At 61.1% G+C, this 25,552-nt stretch carries 26 protein-coding genes, 1 tRNA gene and 1 pseudogene; 11 read left to right on the top strand and 17 right to left on the bottom strand.

Annotated features, from left to right (window positions below; translation table 11 throughout):
- Nucleotides 1–19 precede the first annotated feature (19 nt).
- From ON753_RS13065 to ON753_RS13045, 5 genes are all read left to right on the top strand, one after another.
- A complete protein-coding gene (locus ON753_RS13065) occupies nucleotides 20–592 on the top strand; it encodes a YceD family protein (RefSeq protein WP_265963070.1) in 573 nt (190 codons plus the stop codon).
- Nucleotides 593–806: 214 nt separating this feature from the next.
- On the top strand, nucleotides 807–1,871 hold the full coding sequence (gene plsX / locus ON753_RS13060) for a phosphate acyltransferase PlsX (RefSeq protein WP_265963069.1): 1,065 nt from the start codon (nucleotides 807–809) through the stop codon (nucleotides 1,869–1,871).
- Complete coding sequence (locus ON753_RS13055; protein ID WP_265963068.1) at nucleotides 1,868–2,845, top strand: beta-ketoacyl-ACP synthase III; 978 nt, start codon at nucleotides 1,868–1,870, stop codon at nucleotides 2,843–2,845. Before plsX ends, ON753_RS13055 begins: the two co-directional genes overlap by 4 nt.
- Before the next feature lie 155 nt (nucleotides 2,846–3,000).
- Nucleotides 3,001–3,315, top strand: coding sequence for an integration host factor subunit alpha (locus ON753_RS13050; protein ID WP_265963067.1), 315 nt, complete (start codon nucleotides 3,001–3,003; stop codon nucleotides 3,313–3,315).
- 18 nt (nucleotides 3,316–3,333) lie between these two features.
- Nucleotides 3,334–3,930, top strand: a complete 597-nt coding sequence (locus ON753_RS13045; protein WP_265967149.1) for a MerR family transcriptional regulator — start codon at nucleotides 3,334–3,336, stop codon at nucleotides 3,928–3,930.
- Nucleotides 3,931–3,944: 14 nt separating this feature from the next.
- On the opposite strand, the gene ON753_RS13040 is transcribed toward ON753_RS13045, so the two are convergent.
- Both ON753_RS13040 and ON753_RS13035 read right to left on the bottom strand, forming a co-directional pair.
- Nucleotides 3,945–5,144 (bottom strand): glycerophosphodiester phosphodiesterase family protein, encoded by a 1,200-nt coding sequence (locus ON753_RS13040; protein ID WP_265963066.1) that lies wholly within the window; start codon nucleotides 5,142–5,144, stop codon nucleotides 3,945–3,947.
- Nucleotides 5,145–5,460: 316 nt separating this feature from the next.
- A complete protein-coding gene (locus ON753_RS13035; protein ID WP_265963065.1) occupies nucleotides 5,461–6,696 on the bottom strand; it encodes a cytochrome P450 in 1,236 nt (411 codons plus the stop codon).
- Between the two features lie 273 nt (nucleotides 6,697–6,969).
- On the opposite strand from ON753_RS13035, the gene ON753_RS13030 reads away from it, so the two are divergent.
- Complete coding sequence (locus ON753_RS13030) at nucleotides 6,970–7,161, top strand: hypothetical protein (RefSeq protein ID WP_265963063.1); 192 nt, start codon at nucleotides 6,970–6,972, stop codon at nucleotides 7,159–7,161.
- A 37-nt stretch (nucleotides 7,162–7,198) separates the two neighbouring features.
- On the opposite strand, the gene ON753_RS13025 is transcribed toward ON753_RS13030, so the two are convergent.
- From ON753_RS13025 to ON753_RS13005, 5 genes and pseudogenes are all read right to left on the bottom strand, one after another.
- Nucleotides 7,199–7,705, bottom strand: a complete 507-nt coding sequence (locus ON753_RS13025; RefSeq protein ID WP_265963062.1) for a GAF domain-containing protein — start codon at nucleotides 7,703–7,705, stop codon at nucleotides 7,199–7,201.
- Nucleotides 7,706–7,721: 16 nt separating this feature from the next.
- On the bottom strand, nucleotides 7,722–8,471 hold the full coding sequence (locus ON753_RS13020) for an ABC transporter ATP-binding protein (protein WP_265963061.1): 750 nt from the start codon (nucleotides 8,469–8,471) through the stop codon (nucleotides 7,722–7,724).
- Nucleotides 8,468–9,314 (bottom strand): annotated as a pseudogene (locus ON753_RS13015) (ABC transporter ATP-binding protein). The gene ON753_RS13020 and the pseudogene ON753_RS13015 overlap by 4 nt, the downstream one beginning before the upstream one ends.
- A complete protein-coding gene (locus ON753_RS13010; RefSeq protein ID WP_265963060.1) occupies nucleotides 9,311–10,207 on the bottom strand; it encodes an ABC transporter permease in 897 nt (298 codons plus the stop codon). Before ON753_RS13010 ends, ON753_RS13015 begins: the two are co-directional and overlap by 4 nt.
- Entirely contained in the window at nucleotides 10,204–11,280 is a 1,077-nt protein-coding gene (locus ON753_RS13005) for an ABC transporter permease (RefSeq protein WP_265963059.1), read from the bottom strand. Before ON753_RS13005 ends, ON753_RS13010 begins: the two co-directional genes overlap by 4 nt.
- Nucleotides 11,281–11,500: 220 nt before the next feature.
- Between ON753_RS13005 and ON753_RS13000 the strand changes: the two genes are divergently transcribed.
- The 3 genes from ON753_RS13000 (at nucleotide 11,501) to ON753_RS12990 (ending at nucleotide 15,054) form a co-directional block, all read left to right on the top strand.
- The gene (locus ON753_RS13000) at nucleotides 11,501–12,175 is read left to right on the top strand and encodes a helix-turn-helix domain-containing protein (protein WP_265963057.1); all 675 of its coding nucleotides are present in this window, start codon (nucleotides 11,501–11,503) and stop codon (nucleotides 12,173–12,175) included.
- A gap of 24 nt (nucleotides 12,176–12,199) precedes the next feature.
- Entirely contained in the window at nucleotides 12,200–13,786 is a 1,587-nt protein-coding gene (locus ON753_RS12995) for an ABC transporter substrate-binding protein (RefSeq protein ID WP_265963056.1), read from the top strand.
- A 173-nt stretch (nucleotides 13,787–13,959) separates the two neighbouring features.
- Complete coding sequence (locus ON753_RS12990; RefSeq protein ID WP_265963055.1) at nucleotides 13,960–15,054, top strand: M24 family metallopeptidase; 1,095 nt, start codon at nucleotides 13,960–13,962, stop codon at nucleotides 15,052–15,054.
- 130 nt (nucleotides 15,055–15,184) lie between these two features.
- On the opposite strand, the gene ON753_RS12985 is transcribed toward ON753_RS12990, so the two are convergent.
- From ON753_RS12985 to ON753_RS12960, 6 genes are all read right to left on the bottom strand, one after another.
- Entirely contained in the window at nucleotides 15,185–16,489 is a 1,305-nt protein-coding gene (locus ON753_RS12985) for a ferredoxin reductase family protein (protein WP_265963052.1), read from the bottom strand.
- 252 nt (nucleotides 16,490–16,741) lie between these two features.
- Entirely contained in the window at nucleotides 16,742–17,242 is a 501-nt protein-coding gene (locus ON753_RS12980; RefSeq protein ID WP_265963051.1) for a hypothetical protein, read from the bottom strand.
- A gap of 101 nt (nucleotides 17,243–17,343) precedes the next feature.
- Complete coding sequence (locus ON753_RS12975; protein WP_265963050.1) at nucleotides 17,344–17,721, bottom strand: DUF4168 domain-containing protein; 378 nt, start codon at nucleotides 17,719–17,721, stop codon at nucleotides 17,344–17,346.
- Nucleotides 17,722–17,926: 205 nt separating this feature from the next.
- Nucleotides 17,927–18,811: an anti-sigma factor family protein gene (locus ON753_RS12970; protein ID WP_265963049.1), complete on the bottom strand. Its 885-nt coding sequence runs from the start codon at nucleotides 18,809–18,811 to the stop codon at nucleotides 17,927–17,929.
- Entirely contained in the window at nucleotides 18,808–19,332 is a 525-nt protein-coding gene (locus tag ON753_RS12965) for an RNA polymerase sigma factor (RefSeq protein WP_265963048.1), read from the bottom strand. The genes ON753_RS12970 and ON753_RS12965 overlap by 4 nt, the downstream gene beginning before the upstream one ends.
- A gap of 17 nt (nucleotides 19,333–19,349) precedes the next feature.
- On the bottom strand, nucleotides 19,350–19,613 hold the full coding sequence (locus tag ON753_RS12960; protein ID WP_265963047.1) for a hypothetical protein: 264 nt from the start codon (nucleotides 19,611–19,613) through the stop codon (nucleotides 19,350–19,352).
- Between ON753_RS12960 and ON753_RS12955 the strand changes: the two genes are divergently transcribed.
- Both ON753_RS12955 and ON753_RS12950 read left to right on the top strand, forming a co-directional pair.
- Complete coding sequence (locus ON753_RS12955; protein ID WP_265963046.1) at nucleotides 19,612–19,959, top strand: DUF4168 domain-containing protein; 348 nt, start codon at nucleotides 19,612–19,614, stop codon at nucleotides 19,957–19,959. The genes ON753_RS12960 and ON753_RS12955 overlap by 2 nt on opposite strands.
- Before the next feature lie 314 nt (nucleotides 19,960–20,273).
- Nucleotides 20,274–20,978 (top strand): CPBP family glutamic-type intramembrane protease, encoded by a 705-nt coding sequence (locus ON753_RS12950; protein ID WP_265963045.1) that lies wholly within the window; start codon nucleotides 20,274–20,276, stop codon nucleotides 20,976–20,978.
- A gap of 261 nt (nucleotides 20,979–21,239) precedes the next feature.
- Here ON753_RS12950 and ON753_RS12945 read toward each other — a convergent pair.
- From ON753_RS12945 to ON753_RS12930, 4 genes are all read right to left on the bottom strand, one after another.
- Nucleotides 21,240–21,316 (bottom strand) — tRNA-Pro (locus ON753_RS12945).
- 79 nt (nucleotides 21,317–21,395) lie between these two features.
- Entirely contained in the window at nucleotides 21,396–22,664 is a 1,269-nt protein-coding gene (locus ON753_RS12940) for an O-antigen ligase family protein (RefSeq protein WP_265963043.1), read from the bottom strand.
- Nucleotides 22,661–24,268, bottom strand: coding sequence for an undecaprenyl-phosphate glucose phosphotransferase (locus ON753_RS12935; RefSeq protein ID WP_265963042.1), 1,608 nt, complete (start codon nucleotides 24,266–24,268; stop codon nucleotides 22,661–22,663). The genes ON753_RS12940 and ON753_RS12935 overlap by 4 nt, the downstream gene beginning before the upstream one ends.
- On the bottom strand, nucleotides 24,268–25,497 hold the full coding sequence (locus ON753_RS12930; RefSeq protein WP_265963041.1) for a glycosyltransferase: 1,230 nt from the start codon (nucleotides 25,495–25,497) through the stop codon (nucleotides 24,268–24,270). The genes ON753_RS12935 and ON753_RS12930 overlap by 1 nt, the downstream gene beginning before the upstream one ends.
- Between the last annotated feature and the right edge of the window lie 55 nt (nucleotides 25,498–25,552).

Here is a 25,552-nt window from a genome sequence, read left to right as displayed (position 1 = left end):
GTGAAAGAAAGAAAGAGCAATGGCAACGGACACTTTCCCTTATTCCTTCAAGGTGAATGCGGCCAGCGTGGTCGACAAGGATCACAAGATGGTGGTCGAGCCTGACGCCGCCGGCCTGAAGGCGATTGCCGGGACCTACGATCTTGACGCCATCAGCGACCTGAAAGCGGACTTCAGGTTAAAGCCCTATCGCAAGGCCGGACTGCGGGTGGTCGGAACGATCACCGCCGACATTACCCAGACCTGCGTCGTGTCGCTGGAGCCATTCGACAGCCGGTTGCGGCTTGATGTGGACCGCACCTTCGAACCCCATTCCAGCAGGCCGGCGAAGACCCGGGACCTGAACGCGGACGGGGAGATCGAGATCGATCTGGAAACCCTTGATCCGCCGGATGTCATCATCGACGGCGTTCTGGATCTGGGCGCCGTCATCTGCGAGGAAATCGCATTGTCGCTTGATCCGTTCCCGCGCAAACCGGGGGTCGAATTCAAGGCCGGCGAAGTGGATGATTCCCTCGAAGAGGACAAAAGCGAAGAAAAGCCGTCTCCCTTTGCCGTCCTGGAGGCCCTCAAGGCAAGGAACGAAGACTGAAACCTTTCTTCCCCTAATGTCGTCAGCAGCGGTTCAACGCCGCTTTCTTGCCGGTTTTCAACCTCTCCACCTGAAAGGGACAGGAAAACGGTTGTCACTCCGCCCAAAACCGTTATGTTCGCGCCGGATTTGGGCCTTGCTGGAGTTGCAGGACTTTTTTGGGCGCACCGACCGGTGCCGTCTTTGGTAGCATAACGTCAAAAAGACCTTGTAAATGGCGAAAAAGATTCCGATTTCATTGGATGCCATGGGCGGCGATAACGGGGCCGAAGTCGTAATTCCCGGTGCGGAGATAGCCCTTGTCCGCCATCCCGACATACACTTCCTGCTGTATGGCAACGAACAGGTCATTCGCCCGCTCCTGGAGAAGTATCCGCGTGTGCGGGACGCTTCGACCGTGCATCACTGCGAAGTCTCGATTGCCATGGACACCAAGCCCAGCCAGGCCCTGCGTCAGGGAAGATGGCGGTCCAGCATGTGGCGCGCGATTGAGGCCGTGAAGACCGGCGAGGCAGCCGTCGCCGTTTCGGCCGGCAATACCGGCGCCCTGATGGCGATGTCGAAATTCTGCCTGCGAACGATGGCCAATATCGAGCGGCCCGCCATTGCCGCCATCTGGCCGACGATGCGCGGGGAATCCGTCGTGCTGGACGTGGGTGCAACGATCGGCGCCGACGCACAGCAACTGATCGATTTCGCCATTCTGGGTGGCGCCATGGCGCGTGCTCTTTTCGGGGTCCAGCGCCCGAGCGTCGGTCTCCTGAATATCGGCGTCGAAGAGGTGAAGGGGCTGGAGGAAGTGCGCACGGCGGGCCGTTTGCTTCGCGAGACGCCTCTGCGCTCCCTGCAATATGCAGGCTTCGTCGAGGGCGATGACCTCGGCAAGGGCACGGTCGATGTTGTCGTGACCGAAGGCTTTGCGGGCAATATCGCCCTCAAGACGGCGGAAGGCACGGCCAAGCAGATCGGCAGCTACCTGCGGTCGGCGATGAACCGTACCTTCATGTCGAAAATCGGCTATTTCTTCGCCAAGGGCGCGTTTGACTTGCTGCGCGAGAAAATGGACCCGCGCAAGGTCAATGGCGGTGTGTTCCTGGGATTGAACGGCATTGTGATCAAGAGCCATGGGGGAACGGACGCCGAGGGCTATGCCTCGGCGATCGATCTGGCCTATGACATGGTCAAGAACGAACTGACCCACAAGATCGCCCAGGATCTTGTGCATTATCATCGCGGCCGCTTCGCAGAAGCCGCGCCGACATCGGAAGGTGATTTGTGAGCGTAATCCGTTCGACCGTAACCGGCTGCGGAAGCTATCTGCCGGAAAAGATCCTGACAAATGACGACCTCGCAAAGATGGTCGATACCTCTGACGAGTGGATCGTTCAGCGCACCGGCATCAAGCAGCGTCACGTCGCCGCCGAAGGGCAGGTGACGTCGGATCTGGCACTGGAGGCGGCAAGGCGCGCCCTTGCCCATGCCGGCCGGGATGCGCAGGACATCGATACGATCATCCTGGCGACCGCAACGCCGGACAACACCTTCCCGGCAACGGCAGTAACGGTTCAGGCCAAGCTCGGCATGAGCCATGGCGTCGCCTTCGATCTTCACGCTGTCTGTTCGGGCTTCGTCTACGCACTTGCAACCGCCGATGCGTATATCCGCTCGGGGATGGCCAAACGCTGCCTGGTCATCGGGGCGGAAACCTTTTCGCGGATCCTGGACTGGGAGGACCGGACGACCTGCGTGCTGTTCGGTGACGGGGCCGGGGCGGTGGTCGTCGAGGCGGCGATGGGCGAGGGCACCAACGACGACCGCGGTATATTGACGTCGCACCTGCGCTCCGACGGACGCCACAAGGAAAAGCTCTTCGTGGATGGCGGTCCGTCCTCGACACAGACCGTCGGCTATCTGCGCATGGAGGGCCGGGAGGTCTTCAAGCATGCGGTCGGCATGATCACCGACGTGATCGAGGACGCCTACAAGGCAACCGGGCTGACGTCGGAAGACCTGACCTGGTTCATTCCTCACCAGGCCAACAAGCGGATCATCGACGCCAGCGCCAAGAAGCTCAACATCGCCCCGGAAAAGGTCATCACCACGGTGCAATGGCACGGCAACACCTCCGCCGCCTCCATTCCGCTGGCCCTCGATCTGGCCGTCAAGGACGGACGTGTCAAAAAGAACGATCTTTTGATGCTGGAGGCCATGGGCGGCGGATTCACCTGGGGTTCGGTCATCCTGCGCTGGTAACTGGCCCGGGTTTCCCCGCAGGACGACCTGGCGACAAATATTAATCAGATGCCGAGTTCCGGTTGACCGGCTCGCCGTGAGGCCGTACCGTAGAGGCTTGCATCGGAGTTCTCTTGCAAAATCAGCCAGATCGCTGGCGTCATTGAGGAGGGGTTATGGGCAATCGGACTATTACCCGGGCGGATCTGTGCGAGGCCGTTTATCAGAAAGTCGGTCTGTCTCGGACTGAATCTTCTGAATTGGTCGAGCGTGTACTTTCTGAAATTTCAGACTGTCTTGTAACCGGAGAATCAGTAAAATTATCGAGCTTCGGTTCATTCGTGGTTCGCTCCAAGGGGGAACGTATCGGCCGTAACCCGAAGACCGGCGAGGAAGTGCCGATTTCACCGCGTCGTGTGATGGTGTTCAAACCATCCAACGTTCTGAAACAGCGGATCAACGACGCGCTCACAGGACCGAGCAGCAAATAACAAAACGGGATGAGCTCACTGGACAAAAGCCCGGACGCGTTTCGAACCATCAGCGAAGTCGCTGACGATCTCGATTTGCCGCAACACGTTCTGCGGTTCTGGGAAACGCGCTTTTCTCAGATCAAGCCTCTGAAAAGAGGCGGCGGAAGACGCTATTACCGCCCTGACGATGTCGAGCTTCTCAAGGGCATTAGGCATCTGCTCTACGGCGAAGGCTACACGATCAAGGGCGTGCAACGCATCCTGAAGGAGCAGGGCCCCAGGTTCGTGATGCAGATCTGGCGCGAAGATGCATTGCCGTTGCAGGTTGCCGCTGCACAGGAAAAGGCACCTGCGGCACGTTCCGGCAATGCGGAACCCCAGCCCGCACCCCCGCATGCTTCCACCAAACCGAATGGGCAGCGCGAAAAGCTGCCGAGCGGCGTCCTGGCCGATGACGAAGCCGAACCGGCCGCGCACGCGCATGCCGGTGGGCTGAGTATTCTCGGCAGGCTGAGGGGCGACAAGCAAGGCGGGGCGGCACAGTCAGCGGTCTCCAAGGAAGACATCCGCCGGCTTCAATCGACGCTCTTCGAGTTGCTGGAGTGCAAGCGGACACTCGATCAGGCGCGGTGATCCGCCGTACCCTGCTATTCCAATCCCATGCAGGACGCATAGAAGCTCGTCGTGGCGGGCCAGTCGGAGAAGATCCCCTTCACGCCGACAGCTTGCGCGAGCACATCCACGACTTCCAGCATCCTGCCATCGCCATCGATCACGTCGCTGACGGACTGATAATACCAGCCGCCGCCGGATGAAAGCGGACCGGAGCGTTCGAGTGTCCAGGCGATAATGTCGATACCCGCCGCCCTGGCTTCCCTTGCATAAGGAGAGGGCACGATCATGCCGTCTTCCTCGGCCAGCAGGACGTAGAGCGGCGGCGCGATATAGTTCACGCCCATGGCCTTCAGCTCGGCCATGGAGGGCGAGAAGGTGGCTGGGTCCATCGGGTCCAGGTCGCGTCGGCCCTCCAGGTAGACGGCCTGCTTGCCGAATTCCGGTTCATGCTCGATCCAGTAAAGAACGTCATCGAGGTTGAAGGACTGGGGATAGACCTCTTCCGGCGGGACATCGGCCTCCTTGTATTCGTCGATCAGCTTCTGGGCATAGTCAGCCTGGGTGAAGCCGTCATACGGCATGTCGACGACCGGGGCCTTCAGCTCCGGCGTGAATTTCACTCCCAGGCTCCTGAACAGCGCGATGGACTCCTTGTGGGTCATCAGCGTGCCGGTTGCCCCGTAGAGTTCCGTCCGCCAGGGAGACGTGCCGTTGAGATAGTCCTCCACGCTCTGCGCGCTCTTGTCCGCGCCGTCCATCTTGCCGCGGAGGGATTTGAATTCGGCAAGGGCCAGATCGGACGTCCGGCATTCGGCGGAGGCGGGATCGCCCCCGCTGGCCGGCTGGAAGCCTGCGGTGCATTTTTTCGCAAGATCCGTCGCCAGGATGTTGGTGGTGGTGTGCAGGTCGTTCTGGGAATGCCGGCAGACCAGCTCCTTGTCGCTGGTAAAGGTCACGTCACATTCCAGCATGCCGGCCCCCATCAGCGCCGCCGCACGGTAGCCCTCTTCGGTGTGCTCGGGAAACTGCAGGGGCGCCCCCCTGTGGCTGATGGAAAAGAGTGTGCGCTTCACCGGTGAGCCGACACAGGCGGACAGCGTTTGCTTGAGGTCACTCTCGGGCATTTGGCTGACGAGATAAGCGGGCCGGGGGCCGAGTTCGAATTCCTTTGCGCCGGCCGGCGCTGAAAGCACCGATCCAGCCAGCAAAACGAGTGTGAAAGCAGATCGCATGTCTTATCCGGGATCGTTGGAAGTGGATAGATTACCTTAGGATCAGTACCCTAGGGTACGGACCCATAAAATTGAATGCACTGGTCGCTCTGGAGCGGCCCGTATTCAAGGCGCGAAGGCGCAGGAAACCCGGCCGGTTTTCAAGACTTCGCAACGCAGGAGACGGTCCGCTCCAGAGCGATCCAACGGACGCCAAAACGGCTGCGAGCGGCAGCGTCAAAGCCCTTGGCCGATGCACATGCATCGACCTGCGGACTTTTCCTCCCCGCTCCTTGCCGTTTTGACGCCAGTGCGTTCAATTTTATGGGTCCGTACCCTAGGCTGCTTTCCACGATATTTGCAACGACTTGGGTCCGCGAACCGACAGACCGCTCTTGTAGGCCGGGGTGTCTTCCACGAGCTCAATGGATTTGAAGCGCTTCAGGAGCGTTGAAAAGATGATGTCCATATCCAGCCGGGCAAGGTGATTGCCGAGGCAGAAATGGGCTCCACGGCCAAAGGCGATGTGCCAGTTGGGCGAGCGGCCGACGTCGAAGCGGTCGGGCTCGGGAAACTGCTTCGGATCTCTGTTCGCCGACCCGTAGAGCACGCCGAACTTCGTGCCGCGAGGATAAGGCGTTCCGCAGATCGTCACGTCTTGCGCCGCGTAGCGATGGAAGAAGGGCAGGGGCGATTCAAAGCGGAACATCTCCTGCACCGCCGTCTTCATGAGGCTCGGCTCTGCGCGCAGGCGCGTCATCTCGTCCGGAAATTTCAGCAGCGCATGCATGCCGCTGCCGAGCACGTCGATGGTCGAACCGTGACCTGCCATCAGGATCAGCATTGCGGTGGAGATGAACTCGTCATGGTTCATGTGCCCCTGGCGTTCCGATTCGATCATCAGCGACAGCAGGTCATCCCTCGGGACCGCTTCCCGCTCGGCCCTGAGCTTGAGGAGATAGTGGTAAAACTCCGTCGTATTGCGCTCAGCCAGTTCCTTGCGTTCGTCGGAGCGGTCGATATCGAAGAACTGGACGATGTTCTCGGACCAGATCCTGAGCTGCGGACAGTCCTCGTCCGGCACGCCCAGAACGCGGCCGATGATATGGCCGGGAACATGGGCCGCCAGATCTTCGACGAAGTCGATTTCCTCCCGGTCGGCAAGCTTGTCGAAAAGCCCGTCCACATAGGCCTGGATGCCGTGCCGAAGCTGGTTGACCATCACCGGGGTGAACAGCTTGAACACCTGCTTGCGCAGCCGGTCGTGGACCTCTCCGTCGCTGTCGAGCAACGAAAACTGAACGAAACGGGAATGGTGCGGCATGTCGTGCCAGTTGAGAGCCCGCTTCTGTTCCGCGATTTCGTCGGGACTGGCGACATGGTCCAGGGAACGGACCATATGCTCATGCATTACGATTTCGGAAACATCGTCGAACCGGGACGCCAGCCAGACGTCGAAGTCTTGATAGTAGGTCAACCCGTCCCTGGCGCGCAGCGCGGCGTAAAAGGAATAGGGATCCTGGGCGAAGGCTTCTGACAGCGGATCGAAACAAAGGTCTGTGGATGGGCTCATGTGAGACTCTTGGCACCGTCGGCAATCGGTTAGAATTGTGATTCTTGGCAGGGTCGAAGATTTGTCTGACCAAGTGCAAGAGGAAAGCGGAGTTGGTTCGCTGTTTTCTGCAGATATTCCGAGTTTTCCCGGCCGGCGCAGATAGCGCCTGGGGATAGTGAGGAAATGGCAAAAGTTACGATACCTGGGTGCGTCTGGAATCCTTAACAGTTTCTAAACGCGATCGGGGAACCGGTTGCCAGATCCAGAAATTCATGTGTGCGTGAGGCCGTGATGCAGGTGCCAAAGGCTTTCGTTGAAGAATACCAGACCTTCTTGCGGGAGACCGGATTCGACAATCCGGATCCCCAGGCGCTGCTGATGGACCTCGCCTCGCTCAGCATGGAGGTCTATCTGAAAGAGATCGCCTGGCTTTCCGATTTCATCGGCAGGCTTGAGCGGGCGAAAAAGCAGCGGGCCGCCTAGTGATTACCTCGGCTTCCTCCGTCATGACAGCAAGGATTCAGCCTGCCGCCTGCAGCGCGCGTCTCGCCAGATAAGCGGCCTTGGCGGGAACGGATAGCCAGTTGCTGGCCAGGCTTACCCGCTCCGGCGTGTAGTGCTGTTCCTCGTGCAGCATGTTGACCGTGCCGACAGGCGTGTCGCCCAGTACCACCGGCAGGTTGATGACCGAACCGCAGCCGAGCCGGCCGATCAGCTCGTAATCCGGAAACACCGTCGCGATGTCCGCCAGGGTATTGGCGACAAAGCACTCGCGCCGTGTGTGCACCGTCTCGAACCAGCGATTGTAGGTGATCGGCTTCGTGCCGGAGACGGGATAGTCCTGCGGATGCGAGGTATAGGACCGCCGCGCCGTTTGCGTTGCCATGTCCGCGGTCATGAAGGTGAACAGCTTCACGCCGACCGTTGCGCGGGCGAGGTCCAGAAGGGCATCGAATGGTGCATCGGGCGCCCTCGCAATGGATAGCGCACGGTCGAAGGCGGCCAGCGGGCCGTGAAAATCAGTCATTTGGAGAAATCTCGGATCATGCGGGTTGCAGGGTGCCGCCACTGGCGGCGTAGAGTTCGCGGGAATAGGGTTCTTCCAGACGGCCGGTTTTCAGGGCATCGACCCCGGCGACTTCGACGATCCGGCCATGCCGCATGACGGCGAGGCGGTCGCACAGGAACGACACCACGGGCAGGTTGTGCGTGACCATGAGATAGGTGAGGCCCTGTTCTCGCCGCAGCTTCTTGAGCAGGTTCAGGATCTCCGCCTGGACCGACACATCGAGCGCGGAGGTCGGCTCGTCCAGCAGGAGAAGGCGCGGCTCCAGCATCAGGGCACGGGCAATAGCCACGCGCTGCCGCTGGCCGCCGGACAGCTGATGCGGGAAGCGGAACCGGAAGCGCTGGTCCAGGCCGACGGCGGCGAGCATATCCTTGACCCGGCCGTCCCGGCCGCCGATCCCGTGAATGGCAAGCGGTTCGGCGAGGCACGTGTCGACCGTCTTGCGCGGATGCAGCGACCCGTAGGGATCCTGGAACACCATCTGGCAGGTCCTGGCGAATGCGCGGTCGGGCGCATGAGCGCGCACAATGCCGTCCACCGTGATCGTTCCGGTCCAATCCGGCGCCAGTCCGGAAATCGCTTTCAGGATCGTGGATTTGCCCGAGCCCGATTCGCCGACAAGAGCGAAGCTCTCCCCCGCCGCAACGTCGAAGGAGACGGAATGGACCACGGCGGTCGGGCCATAGCTGATCGTGAGGTTGTCAAGATGAATGGCCGCGGTCATGTTCCCGCCCCCGTCGTCCAGGTGCTGCGGTCGAGCACGGGCAGTTCCTCTCTGGTCTCATTCATGCGCGGCATGGCCTCAAGCAGTCCACGTGTATAGGGATGCCGGGCGTCGTGCAGGTCGCTCGCCTTGCAGGCTTCAACGATCTCGCCGCTGTTCATGACCAGGATCCGGTCGCAGTAGCGCGACACCAGGTTGAGATCGTGGCTGATCAGGATCAGCCCCATGCCCTTGCCGGTGACGAGGTCGTCGATGATGTCGAGCACCTGGGCCTGGACGGAGACGTCGAGAGCCGACGTCGGTTCGTCGGCGATCAGGAGGTCCGGTTCCGGGATCAGCATCATCGCGATCATGACGCGCTGGCCCATGCCGCCGGAAACCTCGTGCGGGTAAAGCCCGGCCACGCGGGCGGGATCGTCGATCCGCACCGCCTCGAGCATGCCCAGCACCCGGGCCTTCAACTCGCCGCGTGGCAGCTTCCGGTGCGTTACGAGCGCCTCCGCGATCTGCTCTCCGACCGTCATGACCGGATTGAGCGAGAACTTCGGGTCCTGCATGACCATCGAGATCCGCGCCCCGCGCAGGTCCCGCATCTGCCTTTCGCTCCGGCCGAGCAGGTCGATGCCGTCGAATGTCATGGTCTTGGCCGTCACCCGTCCGGGATTGCGGATGAGGCGCAGGATGGCGCGGCCGGTCATGGACTTGCCGGATCCGGATCTCGCCGACAATGCCGAGCCGCTCCCGGCCGAGGGAGAAGGAGATGCCCTTGACCGCATCGACCGGGCCTCTTGAGGTCGGAAAGGTGACGGTGAGGCCGTCGATCTCGAGCAGGGGGCCGGTCATTGCTTGTCTCCCTGCTTGGGGTCGAGGACGTCGCGCAGGCCGTCACCGAGAAAGCAGAAGCCGAGGCTCACTACGATGATGGCAAAGCCCGGCATGGTGGCGACCCACCATTGGTCGAGAATGAAAACCCGCCCGCGGGAGATCATCGCGCCCCATTCCGGCAGCGGCGGCTGGGCGCCGAGGCCCAGAAAGCCGAGGCCGGCGGCCGTCAGGATGATGCCGGCCATGTCCAGGGTGACCCGGATGATGGTGGAGGAGGCGCAAAGAGGCAGTACGTGGCGCAGGATGACGCGCATCGGGGAAGCCCCCTGCAACCGGACCGCGGCAATGAACTCGGCGTCGCGGAAGGTGATGGTCTCTGCGCGGGCTATGCGCGCATAGACAGGCCAGGCGGTGATGGCGATGGCGATGATGGCGTTTTCGATGCCTGGCCCCAACGCCGCCACGAAAGCCAGCGCCAGGATCAGCTTGGGCATCGACAGGAAGATGTCGGTCACTCCCATCAGGATGCGGTCGGTCCAGCCGCCGAAATAGCCCGACACCGCACCGACGACCAGCCCGATGGGCGCTGCAATGACGGCGACCATGGTGACGATCAGAAGCGTGATCCGTGCTCCGTAGACCACACGGGAATAGATGTCGCGGCCGAGCTCATCCGTGCCCATCCAGTGTGCCGCGGACGGCGGCATCAGCCGGTTCGCCAGGTCCTGGCCGATCGGGGAATAGGGCGCGACCAGCGGGGCGAACAGCGCCATGGCGATCAGGATCAGAACAATCAGTCCGCCGACAACCGCAAGGGGATTGCGCAGCAGCGCGGTCCAGATGCGCCAGGTGCGGCCGAGATTGGCCTGCAGGCGCGAGGTGGGGGAATCGTCGAGAAGCCAGTCGATCATCTGCGGGCCCTCGGATCGAGAATGCTGTAGAGCACGTCGGAAATCTTGTTGATGAGGATGAACACCGCGCCGATGACCAGGGTCGCGCCGAGCACGGCGTTCATGTCCGCGGTCAGGAGCGCGTTGGTGAGGTAGTTGCCGATGCCGGGCCAGGAGAACACCGTCTCGATCATGACCGAGCCTTCCAGCAGGGCCGCATAGGACAGCCCGATCACTGTGATCAGCTGGATGCGGATCGGATAGAAGGCGTGGCGCCAGATCACCCGGCGCTCCGGTACGCCCTTGACGCGCGCGGTCGTCACATATTCATGGCCGAGCTGGTCGAGCATGAAGGAACGCGTCATCCGGGCGATATAGGCCAGGCTGAAAAAGCCGAGGATCGAAGCGGGCAGCAGAAGGTGGTCGAGGGCGTTCCAGAAGATGTCCCATTCGCCGGCAACGAGGCTGTCGACCAGATAGAGCCCGCTCACCGGCTCCACGATGCCCTCGTAGAAGATATCGATGCGCCCGGGGCCCGCGACCCAGCCGAGGCCGGCATAAAAGACCGCCAGGCCCACGAGACCGAGCCAGAAGGCGGGAACGGAGTAGCCGAGCAGGCCGAGCACCCGGATCAGCTGGTCGACCCAGCTGCCCTGGCGGGTGGCCGCGAGCACGCCCATGGGCACGCCGAGTAGCACTCCGATCAAGATGCCGATGGTTGCCATTTCCAGCGTCGCCGGAAAGACGCGGCCCAGATCCTCGGCAACCGGGCGGCCGGTGGAGATGGACATGCCGAGATTGCCGGTGAAGACATCGCGGACATAGGCGAAGAACTGCACGATCAGCGGCCGATCGAGCCCCATCGCCTGACGGGCCGCCTCATAGACCTCGTTCGAGGCCCGGTCGCCGACCACTGCCAGCACCGGATCGATGGGCACCACACGGCCGATGAAGAAGGTGATCGCGAGCAGGCCGAGAAAGGTACCGGCGGTTACCAGCGCAAACCGCAGAAGCGCCGCCAAGCCGCCCAGAAACTGGCCCGGCAGCGCGCTCCGGCGTGCGTCGACGGCGCTTTCGGACGGTTCAAACGCCATGCCGGAGCCCGCTGTGCGCCGTTCTCTGTTCGATCGGTTTGTTCAAGGCCGCATCTCCATCTGCCGCTTCGAGTTACGAAGCGAAAACACAACAGTTTGTTTTTAAACGACTTTTGGAGGGGTTCTGGATTACCTCTTCCGCAAAGCCGCTTAAAAAAGTTCTTGGAGCATACAAAAAAATCTGGTTAGATCAAAAAAATTTTGATGGGAGTAAAAACATTTGAGCAGTTCTACGGCGCGAGCCGCCACCGCCACGGAGACGAAGATTGGCGCCCTGATCCGGGCACGCCGGCGGCAGCTTGGTCTGACGCTGCAGCAGCTCGGCGACAAGTCGAACCTGTCGGTCGGGTATCTCAGTCAGGTCGAGCGCGATCACGCGACGCCGACCCTCGGCTCGCTGGCGGGAATTGCGAAGGCGCTCGGCGTCGGCCTCGATTATTTCGTCGCCCAGCCACGCGCCCAGGATGCGCTGACCCGTTCGGACGCCCGTCCGCATTTTTCCATCTCCGGGTCCTCGGTCAGCTATGAACGCCTCGGCGCGGAGTTTCCCGGAAACCAGTTGTCGTCCTTCATCCTCACCGTTCCGCCGGGCTACGCCTCCGAAACGGTGAGCCACGAGGGCGAGGAGCTGATCTACATCCTGGAAGGTTCGATCACCCAGTTCCTGGACGGCCAGGCGATGGTGATGACGGCGGGCGACAGCCTGCACTACCGGGGCAACACCCCCCATGCATGGTCGAACCCGAACGACATGCCGGCGAAAATCCTGTGGACCGGCACGCTGACGATCTTCAACGGCGGCGACGAGCAAACCAGCCGCTTCGAGCTGGTGTCGCCGGACAAAAGCGCGGCGGTGAAAGCGCCGGCCCGCGCCAAGAACAAGAACAGACCTTAAACCCTGACAGACGGAGACGTAGGAATGAGACTTCTCAAGACCGCGCTGCTGGCCGCCGCTCTGGCAATGCCGATTGCGCAACAGGCAAGTGCCGCAACGCCCGACGACCTCCTGGTCGTGGCACAGAATATCGACGATATCGTCGCCATCGATCCGGCCCAGGCCTATGAGTTTTCCTCAGGCGAACTGGTGACCAATATCTATGATCGCCTTGTCCAATACGACGCTGAGGATCCGACGGTGCTTGCCGCCGGTCTTGCCGCTGAGTGGCAGGCCGATCCACAGGCCAGGACGATCACCTTCACACTGCGCGACGGGGCAGTCTTCCATTCCGGCAATCCGGTGCGGGCCGAGGACGTGGTCTTCTCATTTGCGCGCGTCATCAAACTCAACCTGACCCCGGCCTTCATCCTGGCACAGCTCGGCTGGACGCCGGAAAATGTCGGCGAGATGGTCAAGGCCGACGGCAACAAGGTGATCGTCAAATACGAGGGAGAGTTCTCGCCGGCCTTTGCCCTCAACGTTCTTGCCTCCCGCCCGGCTTCCATCGTCGATGAAAAGACGGTGATGGAGCATGAAGAAGACGGCGACATGGGCAACAAATGGCTCAACGCCAACTCGGCCGGGTCCGGCCCGTTCGAGCTGCAGTCCTACCGTCCGGGGGAAATGGTGCGTTTCAAGGCCAATCCGGATTATTTCAAGGGCGCGCCGAAAGTGGAGGGGGTCATCATCCGCCATGTGGCCGAAGCGGCGACCCAGCAGCTGCTCCTGCAGTCCGGCGACGTCGACATGGCGCGCAACCTGACGCCGGATCAGATCTCCGGCATCGAAGGCGATGCCATCAAGGTGGAGACCTATCCCCAGGCCGCCGTGCACTTCCTGTCCTTCAACCAAAAGGAAGAATCCCTGCAGCCTGAAGCCGTCTGGGACGCCGCGCGTTACCTTGTCGACTACAAGGGCATGACCGACACCTTCCTGAAAGGGCAGATGGAGATCCATCAGGCCTTCTGGCCGGAAGGCTTCCCAGGGTCCTATGACGAGACGCCCTATAGCTACGATCCGGACAAGGCCCGGCAGATCCTGACCGATGCCGGCATCGAAACGCCGATCACGGTGACGCTCGACGTGATCAATTCCGCGCCGTTCACCGACATGGCGCAGTCGCTGCAGGCAACCTTTGCCGAAGCCGGCATCAACTTCGACATCATCCCCGGCACCGGCTCGCAGGTCATCACCAAGTACCGCGAGCGCAGCCACGAGGCGATGCTGCTTTACTGGGGCCCGGACTTCATGGATCCGCATTCCAATGCCAAGGCCTTCGCCTATAACAGCGACAATTCCGACGACAACTACCAGGCGACCACCACGTGGCGGAACGCCTGGGCGGTGCCGGAGGACATGAACGAGCTCACCAAGGCGGCCCTTGCCGAAAGCGATCCGGAAAAGCGCCTCGACATGTACGTCGAACTGCAGAAGCGCGTTCAGGAGAAGTCGCCGATCGTCATCATGTTCCAGGCGGCCTATCAGGTCGCCATGGATCAGAAGGTCGAGGGTTACGTCAACGGCGCAACATCCGACTTCGTCTACTACCGCCTCGTGACGAAGAACTGACCCTTCCAGGAAATGAAACCGCCCCCGTTGCGGGGCGGTTTCTGATCGTCCCCGGACTGCTGCTTTTCCTGCACCCGTTCCCGTCAGGCCGAGCGCACGCGTTCTTTGCAGCCTGACCGTCTCTGGTTTCCCGGCAGATCATCGGATCGCCAACCATTTCCGGAGTTCCTGAAATGACCTCCATCTCCGATCAGCGCCTCGCGTGCCTGCGCGCGCGGATGTCCGCAACCGGAACCGATCTCGTGGCAATTGGTCCGTCAAGCCACATGGCGTTCATGGCCGGGTTGGATCCCCATGGCGACGAGCGTCCGGTGATGCTGCTCGTCTCGCATGATCATGCCGGCTTCCTGATGCCGGCGCTCAATGTCGACAGTTCGCGTCAGAAGACGAAACTGACCTTCTACCCCTGGCGCGACGACGATGGGCCCGACGCGGCGCTGGCCGCTCTCCTGCAGGCTTGCCGCCTGCCGGACAAACCGAGCGTCGTAATCGACGAGACGATGCGCGCCGACTTTTGCCTGCTTTTGCTGGATGCGCTGCCGGGCGCGTCGCGGCGGTTCACCGGCGACACGGTGGGTTTCCTGCGTGCCCGCAAGGACGCGGACGAGTACGAGCGCCTCAAGGCCAGCGCGCTCCTCAATGACAAGGCGGCTCTGGCAGGATTTGATGCGCTGAAACCGGGAATCACCGAGCTCGAGGTCGCCGCAGCCATCCGCGATGTCTACAAGGCGGCCGGCGCGGTGCCGGTGTTCACTTCCGTCTGCTTCGGCGCCAACGGCGCGTTTCCGCACCACCATACCGGCGAGACGAAGCTGGCGCCGGGCGATGCCGTTCTCATCGACACCGGCGGACGGCTCGATAGCTATCCCTCGGACATGACCCGGGTCGGCTTCTTCGGGGAGCCGACGCAAGCGTTTGAAACGGTACATACCATCGTCGACCGGGCGGTCGAGGCGGCTCTGGCGGCGGCCCGGCCCGGCATTGCCGCGAAGACGGTCGACAAGGCTGCCCGTGATGTGATCGCACAGGCGGGCTACGGCGACTTCTTCACCCACCGCACGGGCCACGGGCTCGGTATCGACATTCACGAACCACCCTACTTGACCGCCACGTCCGAAACGGTTCTGGACGAGGGCATGGTGTTCTCCATCGAGCCCGGCATCTACCTGCCCGACCGCTTCGGGCTGCGGCTGGAGGAGATTGTCATCCTGCGGGAAGACGGACCGGAGATCCTCTCCGGGATGCCGCGTGATGCGCAACTGAGGTAGGGCGTTTCTTTTCCGTCCTGCTCTTGTCTTTTACCGCAGCACGATAACGAGCAGGGTCACGAACAGCAATGTGTTCACAGCGAGGACCGTAACGGTAACCCTTTGGCGCAAGGGTATTTTCCTGAATGGATCAATCATATTCGAATCTCTCTGACAGGATCCGGCCCGACGGAGTTCCGCGGGCAATCAGATAGTCCTCGACGGTGTCCATCATGGCCGAAGGCCCGCAAAGTACGAACAGCCAGTCCTGGACCTGAACCGGCGGTAAAATGAGGTCGAGCAGTATGGCGTCGATGAGGCCGGTTTCGCCTTGCCAGTCCTGTGGTGGTTCAGTGAGAACATGGGTTACATCTTCATCAGCCAGCTCGTCCGCGTACAGAATTTGCTCCTCCGTCCTGTTGCCGTAGATCAGACGGACCTTGCGCGGATCGCCGGTCAGACGGATTTCTCGCACAATACCCAGAAGCGGCGCGATACCGACCCCTCCGGCGACAAGCACGATGCCCGGCTCACAGCGGTCCTCGATCGTGAGGCTGCCATAAGGACCGTCGAGATAGGCGCGGGTTCCGGGCTGGACCTGATGAAGAGAGCGGGTGAAATCTCCGAGTTCTTTGATGACGAATGAAACGTTCGGGCCGCTGGAGGGCGCCGAGCTGATGGAAAACGGGTTTTCATGAAGCGAATACGGGCTGTGGCCGATGTTCAACCACACAAACTGACCCGCTTTGTAATTCAGGCCTGAATGACCCCTGGGAGATACGATCACTTCCCATTGTCTGGGCGACAAACGGTTTATCGCCGAGACTTGCCATCGCTGCCGCTTGTCCTTCATCGGCACGATCAAATATACGTAGATCAGCGATCCGACGGCAATTGCCGTCATCGCCACCCATAGCCAGGTCAGCGGCGTTTCCGCGCCATAGCGACCAGCGTAGATCGTATGATGCAGCAGGAATAATGCAATCAGAAGAGCGCTGATGCCATGCATCAGCCGCCAAGTCTCATATTTGTAGTCCAACTGCGTGCGGTAAATCGACAAAAGTACCAGGCTTGGCAGAAGCAGGTATGCGGCGATGCCGGTTGCAAGTGCGGAAAGGTCGGTGGTGAGCGTAAGTTGTCGGCTCGGGTCCCACGGACGCTGGCCGCCAGATGGCGAGCCTTGGTAGAGGAATGGGTGGACGAGGGCAAACAGCAGAGCTGTGCGGGCCATGAGCTGATGGAACCGCATCGTGACATCCATGCCTATCCTGTTGGCTACGCTCTTGAAGCGGCCGGAGAGGACAAACTCTGCAAGCACAATCGCGAAGGCGAGTATGCCGAGCCCGGAGGCAAGTTCCTGGTGAAACGGGCGCGGCGGACCGCCGAAAATCGCCGCGAGGATCAGCGGCAGAGTAACGGCGACCAGATAAAGCGGAATAAGACTCAACGCTATCATGCGCCTGTCTTACCGCAGCACTGACCAGTCGCAATGATCTCTCTCAATTCAGGCAGATCTCACGCGCACGGCACCGGCCCGGCCGACCCTTAACATCGTCAGGGCAAACGCATTGCCATTTGATGATCGGCCGAAGCCTGTCGACGACTGGATACCGGGGACTATTGGAGCTGGAAGGATACAGTGAGGTGTACACTTGCCGGTCCGCCGGAAGCGAAACTGTGGCGGACATATCCGTGCCGCGCGTGCGGTTTACCGTTCTCGGCCCGACACAAACACGGTTACCTCATCTTCGTCGGATATGTCTGCCGCGACGATCCTGTCGACATCGAGATTCTGAGCTTCAAATGCCACGAGAAATATGGCGCTGGTTCCCATCTTTCTTCTCAGGGCGCCAATATCCTCATTGTGTTCAGCAATGCTTTCAGACAACCGTTCAGATCCCAGCGGTGGCTCCTCGTCACCTAAATAGACGACTTCGAACGTATCGAGCTTGTATGTCATTATGACTCGTGTGACCGTCTCTGAGAGGCCGTCCAGTGCCGCGATGACCTGATCGATTGTAACATCGTCCAATTGACCGACTTCGATTTCGGTTCCGTAAATGGTTTCCCCTGAGGTCGTCTCGCCGAGTGGCTGCGCGGTCGATTGCTGCGCGATCGATTGCTGCGCCGGAACTGAGGCGAGAAGGAATAAGCCCAAGGCCAGTGCGGAGAACATCCTGCTGTTATCGCTTACAAAAACACTTATCATGATTTCTGATCCGATAATACGTTAGTGAGGGAGGCCGAGGTCTGTCGGCCATGGCTCGGGCGGAACACGTTCGTATCCAATTGTTGCCGACCGTGTTGGTCCTACTTTTCTTTGAGGCTGGTGATACTTGTCTCGATCCGCTCGGCGAGTATGGGATCCTGCCGGGCCTGTGAAGCGATCGCTTCATATTCCTCAACCGAGATGCCGTCAGTGGACTCGATTGCGGTCAGCATTTCCTGCCGGGCCTCCGCTCGAAGGTCAGACTGTTCACCTGGTGTTATCGCAGCCTGGATTTTCGCATCGAAGTCCTGGCGCACACGGTCCAGTTCCAAAAACGCTGCTACGAAAGCTTGCAGCTTTTCCCTGCTGAATTCCTGGGACTGCATCTGGCCTGGCTGTTCCTGAGCCGTGGCCGGTGCGACCACACCTGTCACCGCAGCGACCAGGGCGACCAAAATTCTACAAATGCGGATGACCATGTGGGGTCCTTTCTTTCGTCGTTGAACCCACCGGCCTTGAGGGCGTCGGTGGAGATCCAAGACGCGATGACGCGTCATTGCGCCCGAAGGTTCTGTCGATGGCGCGGAGGCAATGAGGCCCCGCTTCTTGCCGATTTGTGCTCAAGCCGCATTGGCCACACCCGACGAAGAGTTGAATCAGCCTCTCAAACCAGCCTGTTTCCGGCTAGTTGAATTGCCTTGGCTGCGGGAGACCAGGCGCCGGTTCGGTTTGTCCGTCGACAGCTTGGGAGCTGTTGCCTGCGGCAGGTTCCACCTGGCCGGCAACGTTTGCCGGCGGCGGCTCCACGAAGTGCCCGGGCTGGGCGGCGTCGCGCACCGCCTGGGCCAGTGACGCTGCCCGATCCTTCCCGGCATTAATCGTCAAGGCATAGGCCAGCGCACCCTCGGACCAATAATGGACAGAGACGTCGTCCGTTTCGATGTCCCGCATGTCCGTCGTCTTGGCGTTCCGGCGCAGCCGCATGAACAGGTTTATCGCCTCGTCGGAAGAATTGTAGACGACGCGCACCATCGTCTTGCCACCGACATCGACGACGGAACGCCCGGTGAGTTCGAAACCGTGAGCGCTCAGGTCGGGCACCGGCACTTCGATCAGCACTCTTTGCGAAAGGTTCGGCAGAAGGAGGCCACTGGACGGCGTGGCGACAGCCGTCTGAACCTGGGCATCCAAATGATGGCCAGCGATGTCGCGCAGCAACTCCGACGGAACTGCTGTCCCGCCACTGTGGCCGATGAACCAGCCGCCGCCGGCAGCGAGTACCGCAAGCGCTAGGCTCGCGGCGGTCGCGGTGGGCATGCGGCGACGCCTCGGCGCCGGCTCGCGCAGGACGCGCGACAACCATTGAGGAACCGGCCGGTGGAGTTCCTCCGCATACAACTCGCGGATCAACCTGTTGTCCTCGATGATCGCCGCCACACGGGCTGCGTCGATTGGGTTCTCTTCAAGATAGGCCTCGACAGCCGCCTTTCGGGCGCTATCGCCTTCCAGCAAACCATCGGCATAGGCCATTAGGTCGATTTCGCGGATATCCTGCCGGGTACTGGTCATTTGATTGTCCTCAGCTTGGCTGTCCGGCGCTCCGGCGGTGCGGCGTCGCGGAACAGCCGCAACGTCTCCCGGGCCCGCGACAGGCGCGAACGTATCGTGCCGACGGGGACATCGGTGATCTCGGCAATCTCGTCATAGGCCAGACCCTCGAGCGCTGCCAGAAGCACCACCGCACGCTGTTCTGCCGGCAGCCGGTCGAGCGCTTCGGCTACCCTGAGGCAGTCGATGCGCATCTCCTGGTTGGCGGGTTGTGCTGCCGCTCGGTCGATTGTCCCCGCATCAGCCGGTACCGTTTCGGGGCGCAAACGGCGAAAGTGCTCGATGCTCTGGCGGTAAAGGATGCGGAAGAGCCAGCTTCGGATGCTGCCGCGCCGTTTCCACAGATGGCGCTTGCGCAGTGCCCTTTCGAGGCTGTCCTGAACGATCTCGTCCGCGGTATCGCGGTCGCGCGTGAGCGCCAGCGCATATCTGCGCATATGCGGGATCTGTCGCTCGATCATCCACTTCAGCTCATCCGGCATGCTGCTCCCGATCCCATCTAAAGGGTTTCTTTTGCTGTCTGCTTAAAGGACGGGCTGACGACGCGATTGGTTCCGAGAAAAGTTGCGCGGCGCGCGAAACGAAAATCTGCGGAAGGAAGGAACTTATCGCCCGTTGCCCCCGTCTGTGAAGTCAGTGCCGCGTCCCTGCGGCGCTTGGAACTCACAGAGGCGCCGCCTGGTTCGGCGGCGCGCAACAGGAGATACCCACCAATGAAATTGTTCCCCAAGAGCTTGGCAGCAGCAGCCGGAACCGCGGTCATGTTGACGTTTGCGGCCAGCGTTGTCCCCGTCCAGGCGCAACAATCACAGCAGCCGGCACCGGAGACACAGCAGCCTTCGGATTACCGGCTGAACGACGAGACATTGAAAGCCTTCGCGCAAGCCTCACTTGATGTCGAAGGTGTGCTGAACGAGTGGACGCCGCGCATCGAGACGGCAGAGGGTGATGAGGCCGACCAACTGCGCGACCAGGCAAATCGTGAAATCGTTGACGCCGTGCAGACCAACGGCCTGGAGGTCCAGACCTACAATCAGATCTATGAATTCGTAAAAGCCTCTCCCGACGTGGCGGTCAAGGTCCAGCAGTACCGCCAGCAAATGAAGTAAACCAAAAGCTGCGGGTGGCGACACCGGCAGCGGCGGCCGGCCGTCTCCTGATTGCGCCGGCCTCCACACCGGACGTAGACCTCACTGAAGCAAGTGTGAATTCAACCCAGGTGCAGTGCGAACCGCGATGCTCAGGGCGACTTTAATTGTCGCATTTGGTTTTTCTCCCTTATGAGTTGCTGTCGACTCCAAACCTTTTCTATGGTTGTATTGCGGCGTCCGAGGAGGTTGGGGGCGCCTTCAGACAGATGCAATCTGTTGTCGCGTGCGAAGAGCAGTTCCCTTGTCGGTTTTAGATGGCTGGAGGGAAGGCGATGTTTCCGGATGGCATAGGCATCATGTTTTGGAATGGTGCGCAGGGGCTCTACTACTATGCCGCAAAGGCAGGTCGCATCTTTGTGGAAAACAGCGGCGTTATCATTTCCGTTGCTGTTGGCGCATACGTTTTCCCGCAACAAACGAAAGTCGCGCTGGCTGGCGCCGTCGTTTCGCGCGGCGCGACATGGCTGACCGAGGAGATTGATCAAAGGTACCATAGGCATCTGGCCGATGCGTATGACTGGCTGCTCGATCAGGCACCGCAAAACGTGACGCAGGGCTATCTCAGGATGACGAGAACGGTTGGCGCGCCGCAAAGAGAGATATCGACAGCAGTCAGGAACAGGGGCCATCAGGGCCCACAAATTCTTCTCTGGGTGAATGAAGACACGGTAACGGAGCTTATCGCGCCTGTGCTTGAGGAGGGCATTTTCAGGCTCGGAATACAAAGTGGTATCGGGATTGCGTTGACACGTTTCGGCGTGCCGTCTCCGCTCGCGCATTCACTTTCCGGCGCGATTGCCACAACCCTGTTTGCAGGTGCGCACAATCCGGACCCCAGAGATCCTCAGTTCAGACAGACGCTGATTTCTGGAATTGCTTTTGGCCTCATGATGCATTTCCGCGGCTATCCGGCAGCGGTCATGACGCACTCGTTCCATAACTTCAGCATGCGAGCGCAGGAGAGATTAGGTTATTGAGCTCTTGCTGTGAAACGGCAGGGATCCCTACGCCAAACGGCGTCGCAAGCGATTGAATGCACGTCTGCGATGAAGATCACTCGGCGGCGCGGATTCACAGTCGATGCCTTGGCGCGAAGGACTGTTTGAGGCTGACTTTTGATTATCTTAGACCGCAAAATGGATGCCAACCGAAGTTGCGCGCTACAACAGCACGCTTGGCAATCCGGGCCGGTCGGTTGGGCATGCGTGTCGGATAAGATGTCAAGTTGCTCGGAGAATTGGTCGGGCAGGCCGGATTTGAACCGACGACCCCTTCACCCCCAGTGAAGTGCGCTACCAGGCTGCGCTACTGCCCGAACGGCCTCTACCTAGCTTGTTCGCCAGCCGAGCGCAAGCGGCTTGTTGAGGCAAGGGAGCAGGTTGTGCCCATGGTTTTCAGGTCCGCGCCCGGCTCAGCGGCCACGCCGCCGTTCGAGCCCGCTTCTGCTCGATCCTGTCCGTCGCGATCATGCCCCAGGCCAGACCGTAGAGCATGTACATGTGCCGCCAGTGGTCGGTGTCGATGATGACCGACAGGATCAGGTGGGCAAAAAAGACGGCGAAGACGGATTGGGTGAAGGCTGTCCACGGCCGTGACTTGAACAGCAGCGGCACCATGGCGCAAAGGGTCCACAGTGCCAGCAGGATATAAATGGCGCCGCCGAGCCAGCCATAGGTCGTGAAGCCTTTCAGGTAGACGTTATGCTCGTCTTCGGGAAAGTAGTTGTTGAATTCCAGAGCCCCGATGCCGAGGGGATATTCCATGACCATCTGGAAGCCGAGGGAATAGCGTGCGAAGCGGCCGAGACGGGCGGCATCATAGTCCTGGACCAGCTTGGCGCGCTGAACGAACATGTCGGAGACCGATTCAAGGGAAAGCGCGGCTGCGATAAGCGCGAAAACCGCCAGCACGCCGGCAAAGCCGAGGAAGACGAGGCGTGCGCGCCTCCGGCGGCTTTGCTCCGTCACCAGCGCCAGCACATAGATGAGCAGGACGGCGGCGCACAGGACACCCCAGGCGCCGCGGGAAAAGCTCAGGAAGACGCCGAGCAGCAGGACGGCGAGCGGCATCAGCAGGTGAAGGTTCTTCAGCACCGAGTCGCGCAGGAGCTTCTGGATCAGGAGAACCGTCGGCAGCACGAGGAACGGCCCGAAGACGTTTGGGTCCTGGAACGTGCCGCGGGCGCGGTCGTACAAGGTGAAATAGTCGGCACCGGGAAAGAGGCGGAAATAGCCGGAAATGCCGATCGCCGCCACCAGCACCGCGCTGAACGTATAGCCGCTCTGAATGACCCTGAATCGGTCCGGATCATCGGCCAGAATGGCGGCATAGAAGATCGCCGTTACCGCGAGAAAGCCCGAGACGGCGATATACATCATCGCCTGGCCGAATTCCGTTGCCATCGGCGTGGAGGCGATCCCGCCGGCGACATAGAGCATGAGGCAGATGATCAGCAGTCCGAATTCGCGCCGCAGCTTCAGCCCGCAGGCGAACCAGACAACCGCGATGAGCGCCATGTAGAGTTCGTAAGGCGCCGGTTCCTCGATGACGAAACCCGACAGGAAGGCCGCAAGCCACAGCGCGCCGTTGCCCAGGCTCCTGACCGGAAGACCGGCAGGCGCGCGCGCCAACTGAGTGCCGTGAGCTTCGGACCATACGCTCAATAGGCGTTCTCCGTATTGAGCAGGCTGAACGGCGTCATGAACAGGATCTTCAGGTCAAACAGGATCGACCAGTTCTCGATGTAATAGACGTCGCATTCGACACGGTTCTGGATTTTCTCCGGCGTGTCCACTTCACCGCGCCAGCCGTTGATCTGGGCCCAGCCGGTAACGCCCGGCTTCACCTTGTGGCGGGCGAAATAGCCATCCACCACGTCATCCCAGGTCCTGTTGTCCGTATGCGCGTTGACGGCATGCGGGCGCGGGCCCACCAGCGACAGGCGGCCGGCGAGCACGTTGAAGAGCTGAGGCAGTTCGTCGATGGAGGTCTTGCGGATGAAGCGGCCGACCCGGGTCACGCGCGGGTCGCCCTTGGTCACCACGTTCCTGGCGTCCGGATCTGCCATCTGCGCATACATGGAGCGGAATTTCAGGACTTCGATGATCTCGTTGTTGAAGCCGTAACGCTTCTGTCTGAACAGGACCGGTCCCTTGCTGTCGAGCTTCACCGCGATCGCGGTCAGGATCATGACCGGAAGCAGGACGACGAGGGCAAGGGATGCGAACACCACGTCGAAAATCCGCTTGGCGACCATGTCCCAGTCGGCAATCGGTTTTTCCGCGACATCCACGAAAGGCACCGTGCCGATGAAGGACGCGCCGCGGTTGCGGAACCGCACCTTGTCGGTATGCGCGGACAGGCGGATGTCGACCGGAAGCACCCACAGCTTCTTCAAGAGCTCCAGCACCCGCCGTTCCGCCCGAAGGGGGATGCACACGATAAGCATGTCGATGCGGGCAAGCCGGGCGAAATGCACAAGAGCGCTGATGTTGCCGAGCTTGGGATAGCCGGCGACGACCGGCGGCGAACGCTCGTTCGAACGATCGTCGAATATGCCGCAGATGCGGATGTCGTTATCCGGCTGGGCCTCCAACTCGTGGATCAGCTCCTGTGCCGCGGTGCCGCCGCCGACGATGATCGCCCGCCGTTCCAGGCGGCCGGTATTCATCCAGTGGCGCACCAGTTGGTAGACGATCAGCCGGGACAGGCAGAGGGCGGGGAGGCTGAGCGCATACCAGGATCCGATCCAGGTTTCGGGAATGCTGGCGCCGATCCCCGTCGTCGATCTCAGCAGGGCGAACATGGCAAAGACCAGCGTCCAGCCCGCCGCGACACGGCCCAGCTGGGACAGGCCCTGGCGCATGACCGGCACCTGATAGACGTCTGCTGCCTGGAAGAAGGCAAGGGAAAACAGAATGGAGGCGGCGGTGGCAAACAGGTTTGGCAAGCCAAAACCGGTCGCCTCCGCACCGGTGAATGCGGCAATCAGGGCGGTTCCGGCGATCAGCAGAACGTCTGACAGGCGGACCAGGCCGGTCAGGACCGGAATCGATATGCCCTTGCCGCCGAGGCCCTGGGCGATTTCGAGCGCCTCGGCCGTCAGGTCGAGATTGGCCGTGGACAGCACTTCCAGATTCGTCGATCCGGATACCTCTCCGACGGCTAGTCTGAGATGTTTTTCCAGCCTGTCCCGCAACTTCGATCCATCGCTGGAGTACCGCGTCGGATCGATCGGTCCGGTGGGCTTAAAAGCGCGGTTGCTCATTATCGGTTGCTCGATCTGGCGTAAACGGCTTGTCTCGGGGCGCGGGCCGACACACTTTCGGTGCCAAGGGATGGCGTTTCCTCGGCCGGGGTATTGCCCTGCAGTTCCTGATAAAGCGTGGTGATCCGGTCGTTCATCAGCTCGGTGGAGAAGGTCTCTGCCAGGCAGCTGCGCAGCTCTCGGGCTTCGGCCGCCATTCTTTCAGGGTTTTCAAGTGCCCCGTCCATCGCGAGCGTTAGCTTGCCGATATGGCCCGGCTCGACCAGCCGGTTGGCATAGCGTCCGAAGATTTCCGGTATGCCGCCAACCCGGGTGGCAATCAGCGGCCGCTCGGCGGCGACCGTCTCGAGAATGATATACGGCATGGCTTCGGCGCGGGAGGGAACGACCACGGTCCGGGCAAGCTTGAAGGCTTCGCGCGCGGGCAGGGCACCGTGGAACGTGACGGCGCGCTCCAGGCCGAATTTCTCGACCATCTTGCGGTATCGGTGCTCGTCGGGCCCTTCGCCGACGATATGCGCCCGGGGTGCCGTGCCGGTCGACAGGCGAATGTTGTAGAGCGCCTCGATGAAAAGATCGGGACCCTTCAGGTCTCTGAGCATGCCGATATAGACAAAATCGGCCGCTTCTTCGCCAACCTCCACCGGCGTGAATTCTTCCGGCGTCAGCCCGTTATAGACGATGCGCGACAGTGCCTTCGGACGACCGACCTTGCTTTCGTAAGCGGCGGCTTCGTAATCGGAAACGAATATCAACCCGTCTGTGAGCCGGCCAAGCAGGCGTTCCAGCGTGTGATAGACGCGGCCCTCGAAGCGGTTGGGATGGTAGTGCAGGCTGCCGCCGTGCGGACTGTAGACGCGCACTATATTCCGGCCGCCAAGCCGCAGGACGCTGCCGATAAGGCGGGCATAAGCACCGCCCTTTGCGCCGTGACCGTGCAGAATGTCCGGCGCGAGATCGCGGATATGCCGGTAAAGGGCGAGAGTTGCCGTGAGGTCCTGAATGGTGAGCTGGCGCTGCATCGGAAAGCGCGCCACACCGAGCGTCAGTTTCGGCCGCAGCTGATCCAGGAGCCGGTTGTCGTATGCGCTGCCCGTGCTGCTGTCGCAAATGAGGCCGACATCGTGTCCAGCCTCTGTCTGGGCTATCGCCAGGTCGCGGATATGGCGGAAGATTCCGCCAATAGGCGAGCGGACACAATGCACGATCCGCATGGGAGTCGTTGTCATGGTGCAGTTTCCCTGTTGCAGCCCCCGGGTTTCTTTTCGAACCCGTGGGACTTAG

Source organism: Roseibium salinum, from assembly GCF_026240905.1.
Taxonomy (GTDB): Bacteria; Pseudomonadota; Alphaproteobacteria; order Rhizobiales; family Stappiaceae; genus Roseibium; species Roseibium salinum.
This window is presented reverse-complemented; position numbering and strand designations above follow the sequence as displayed.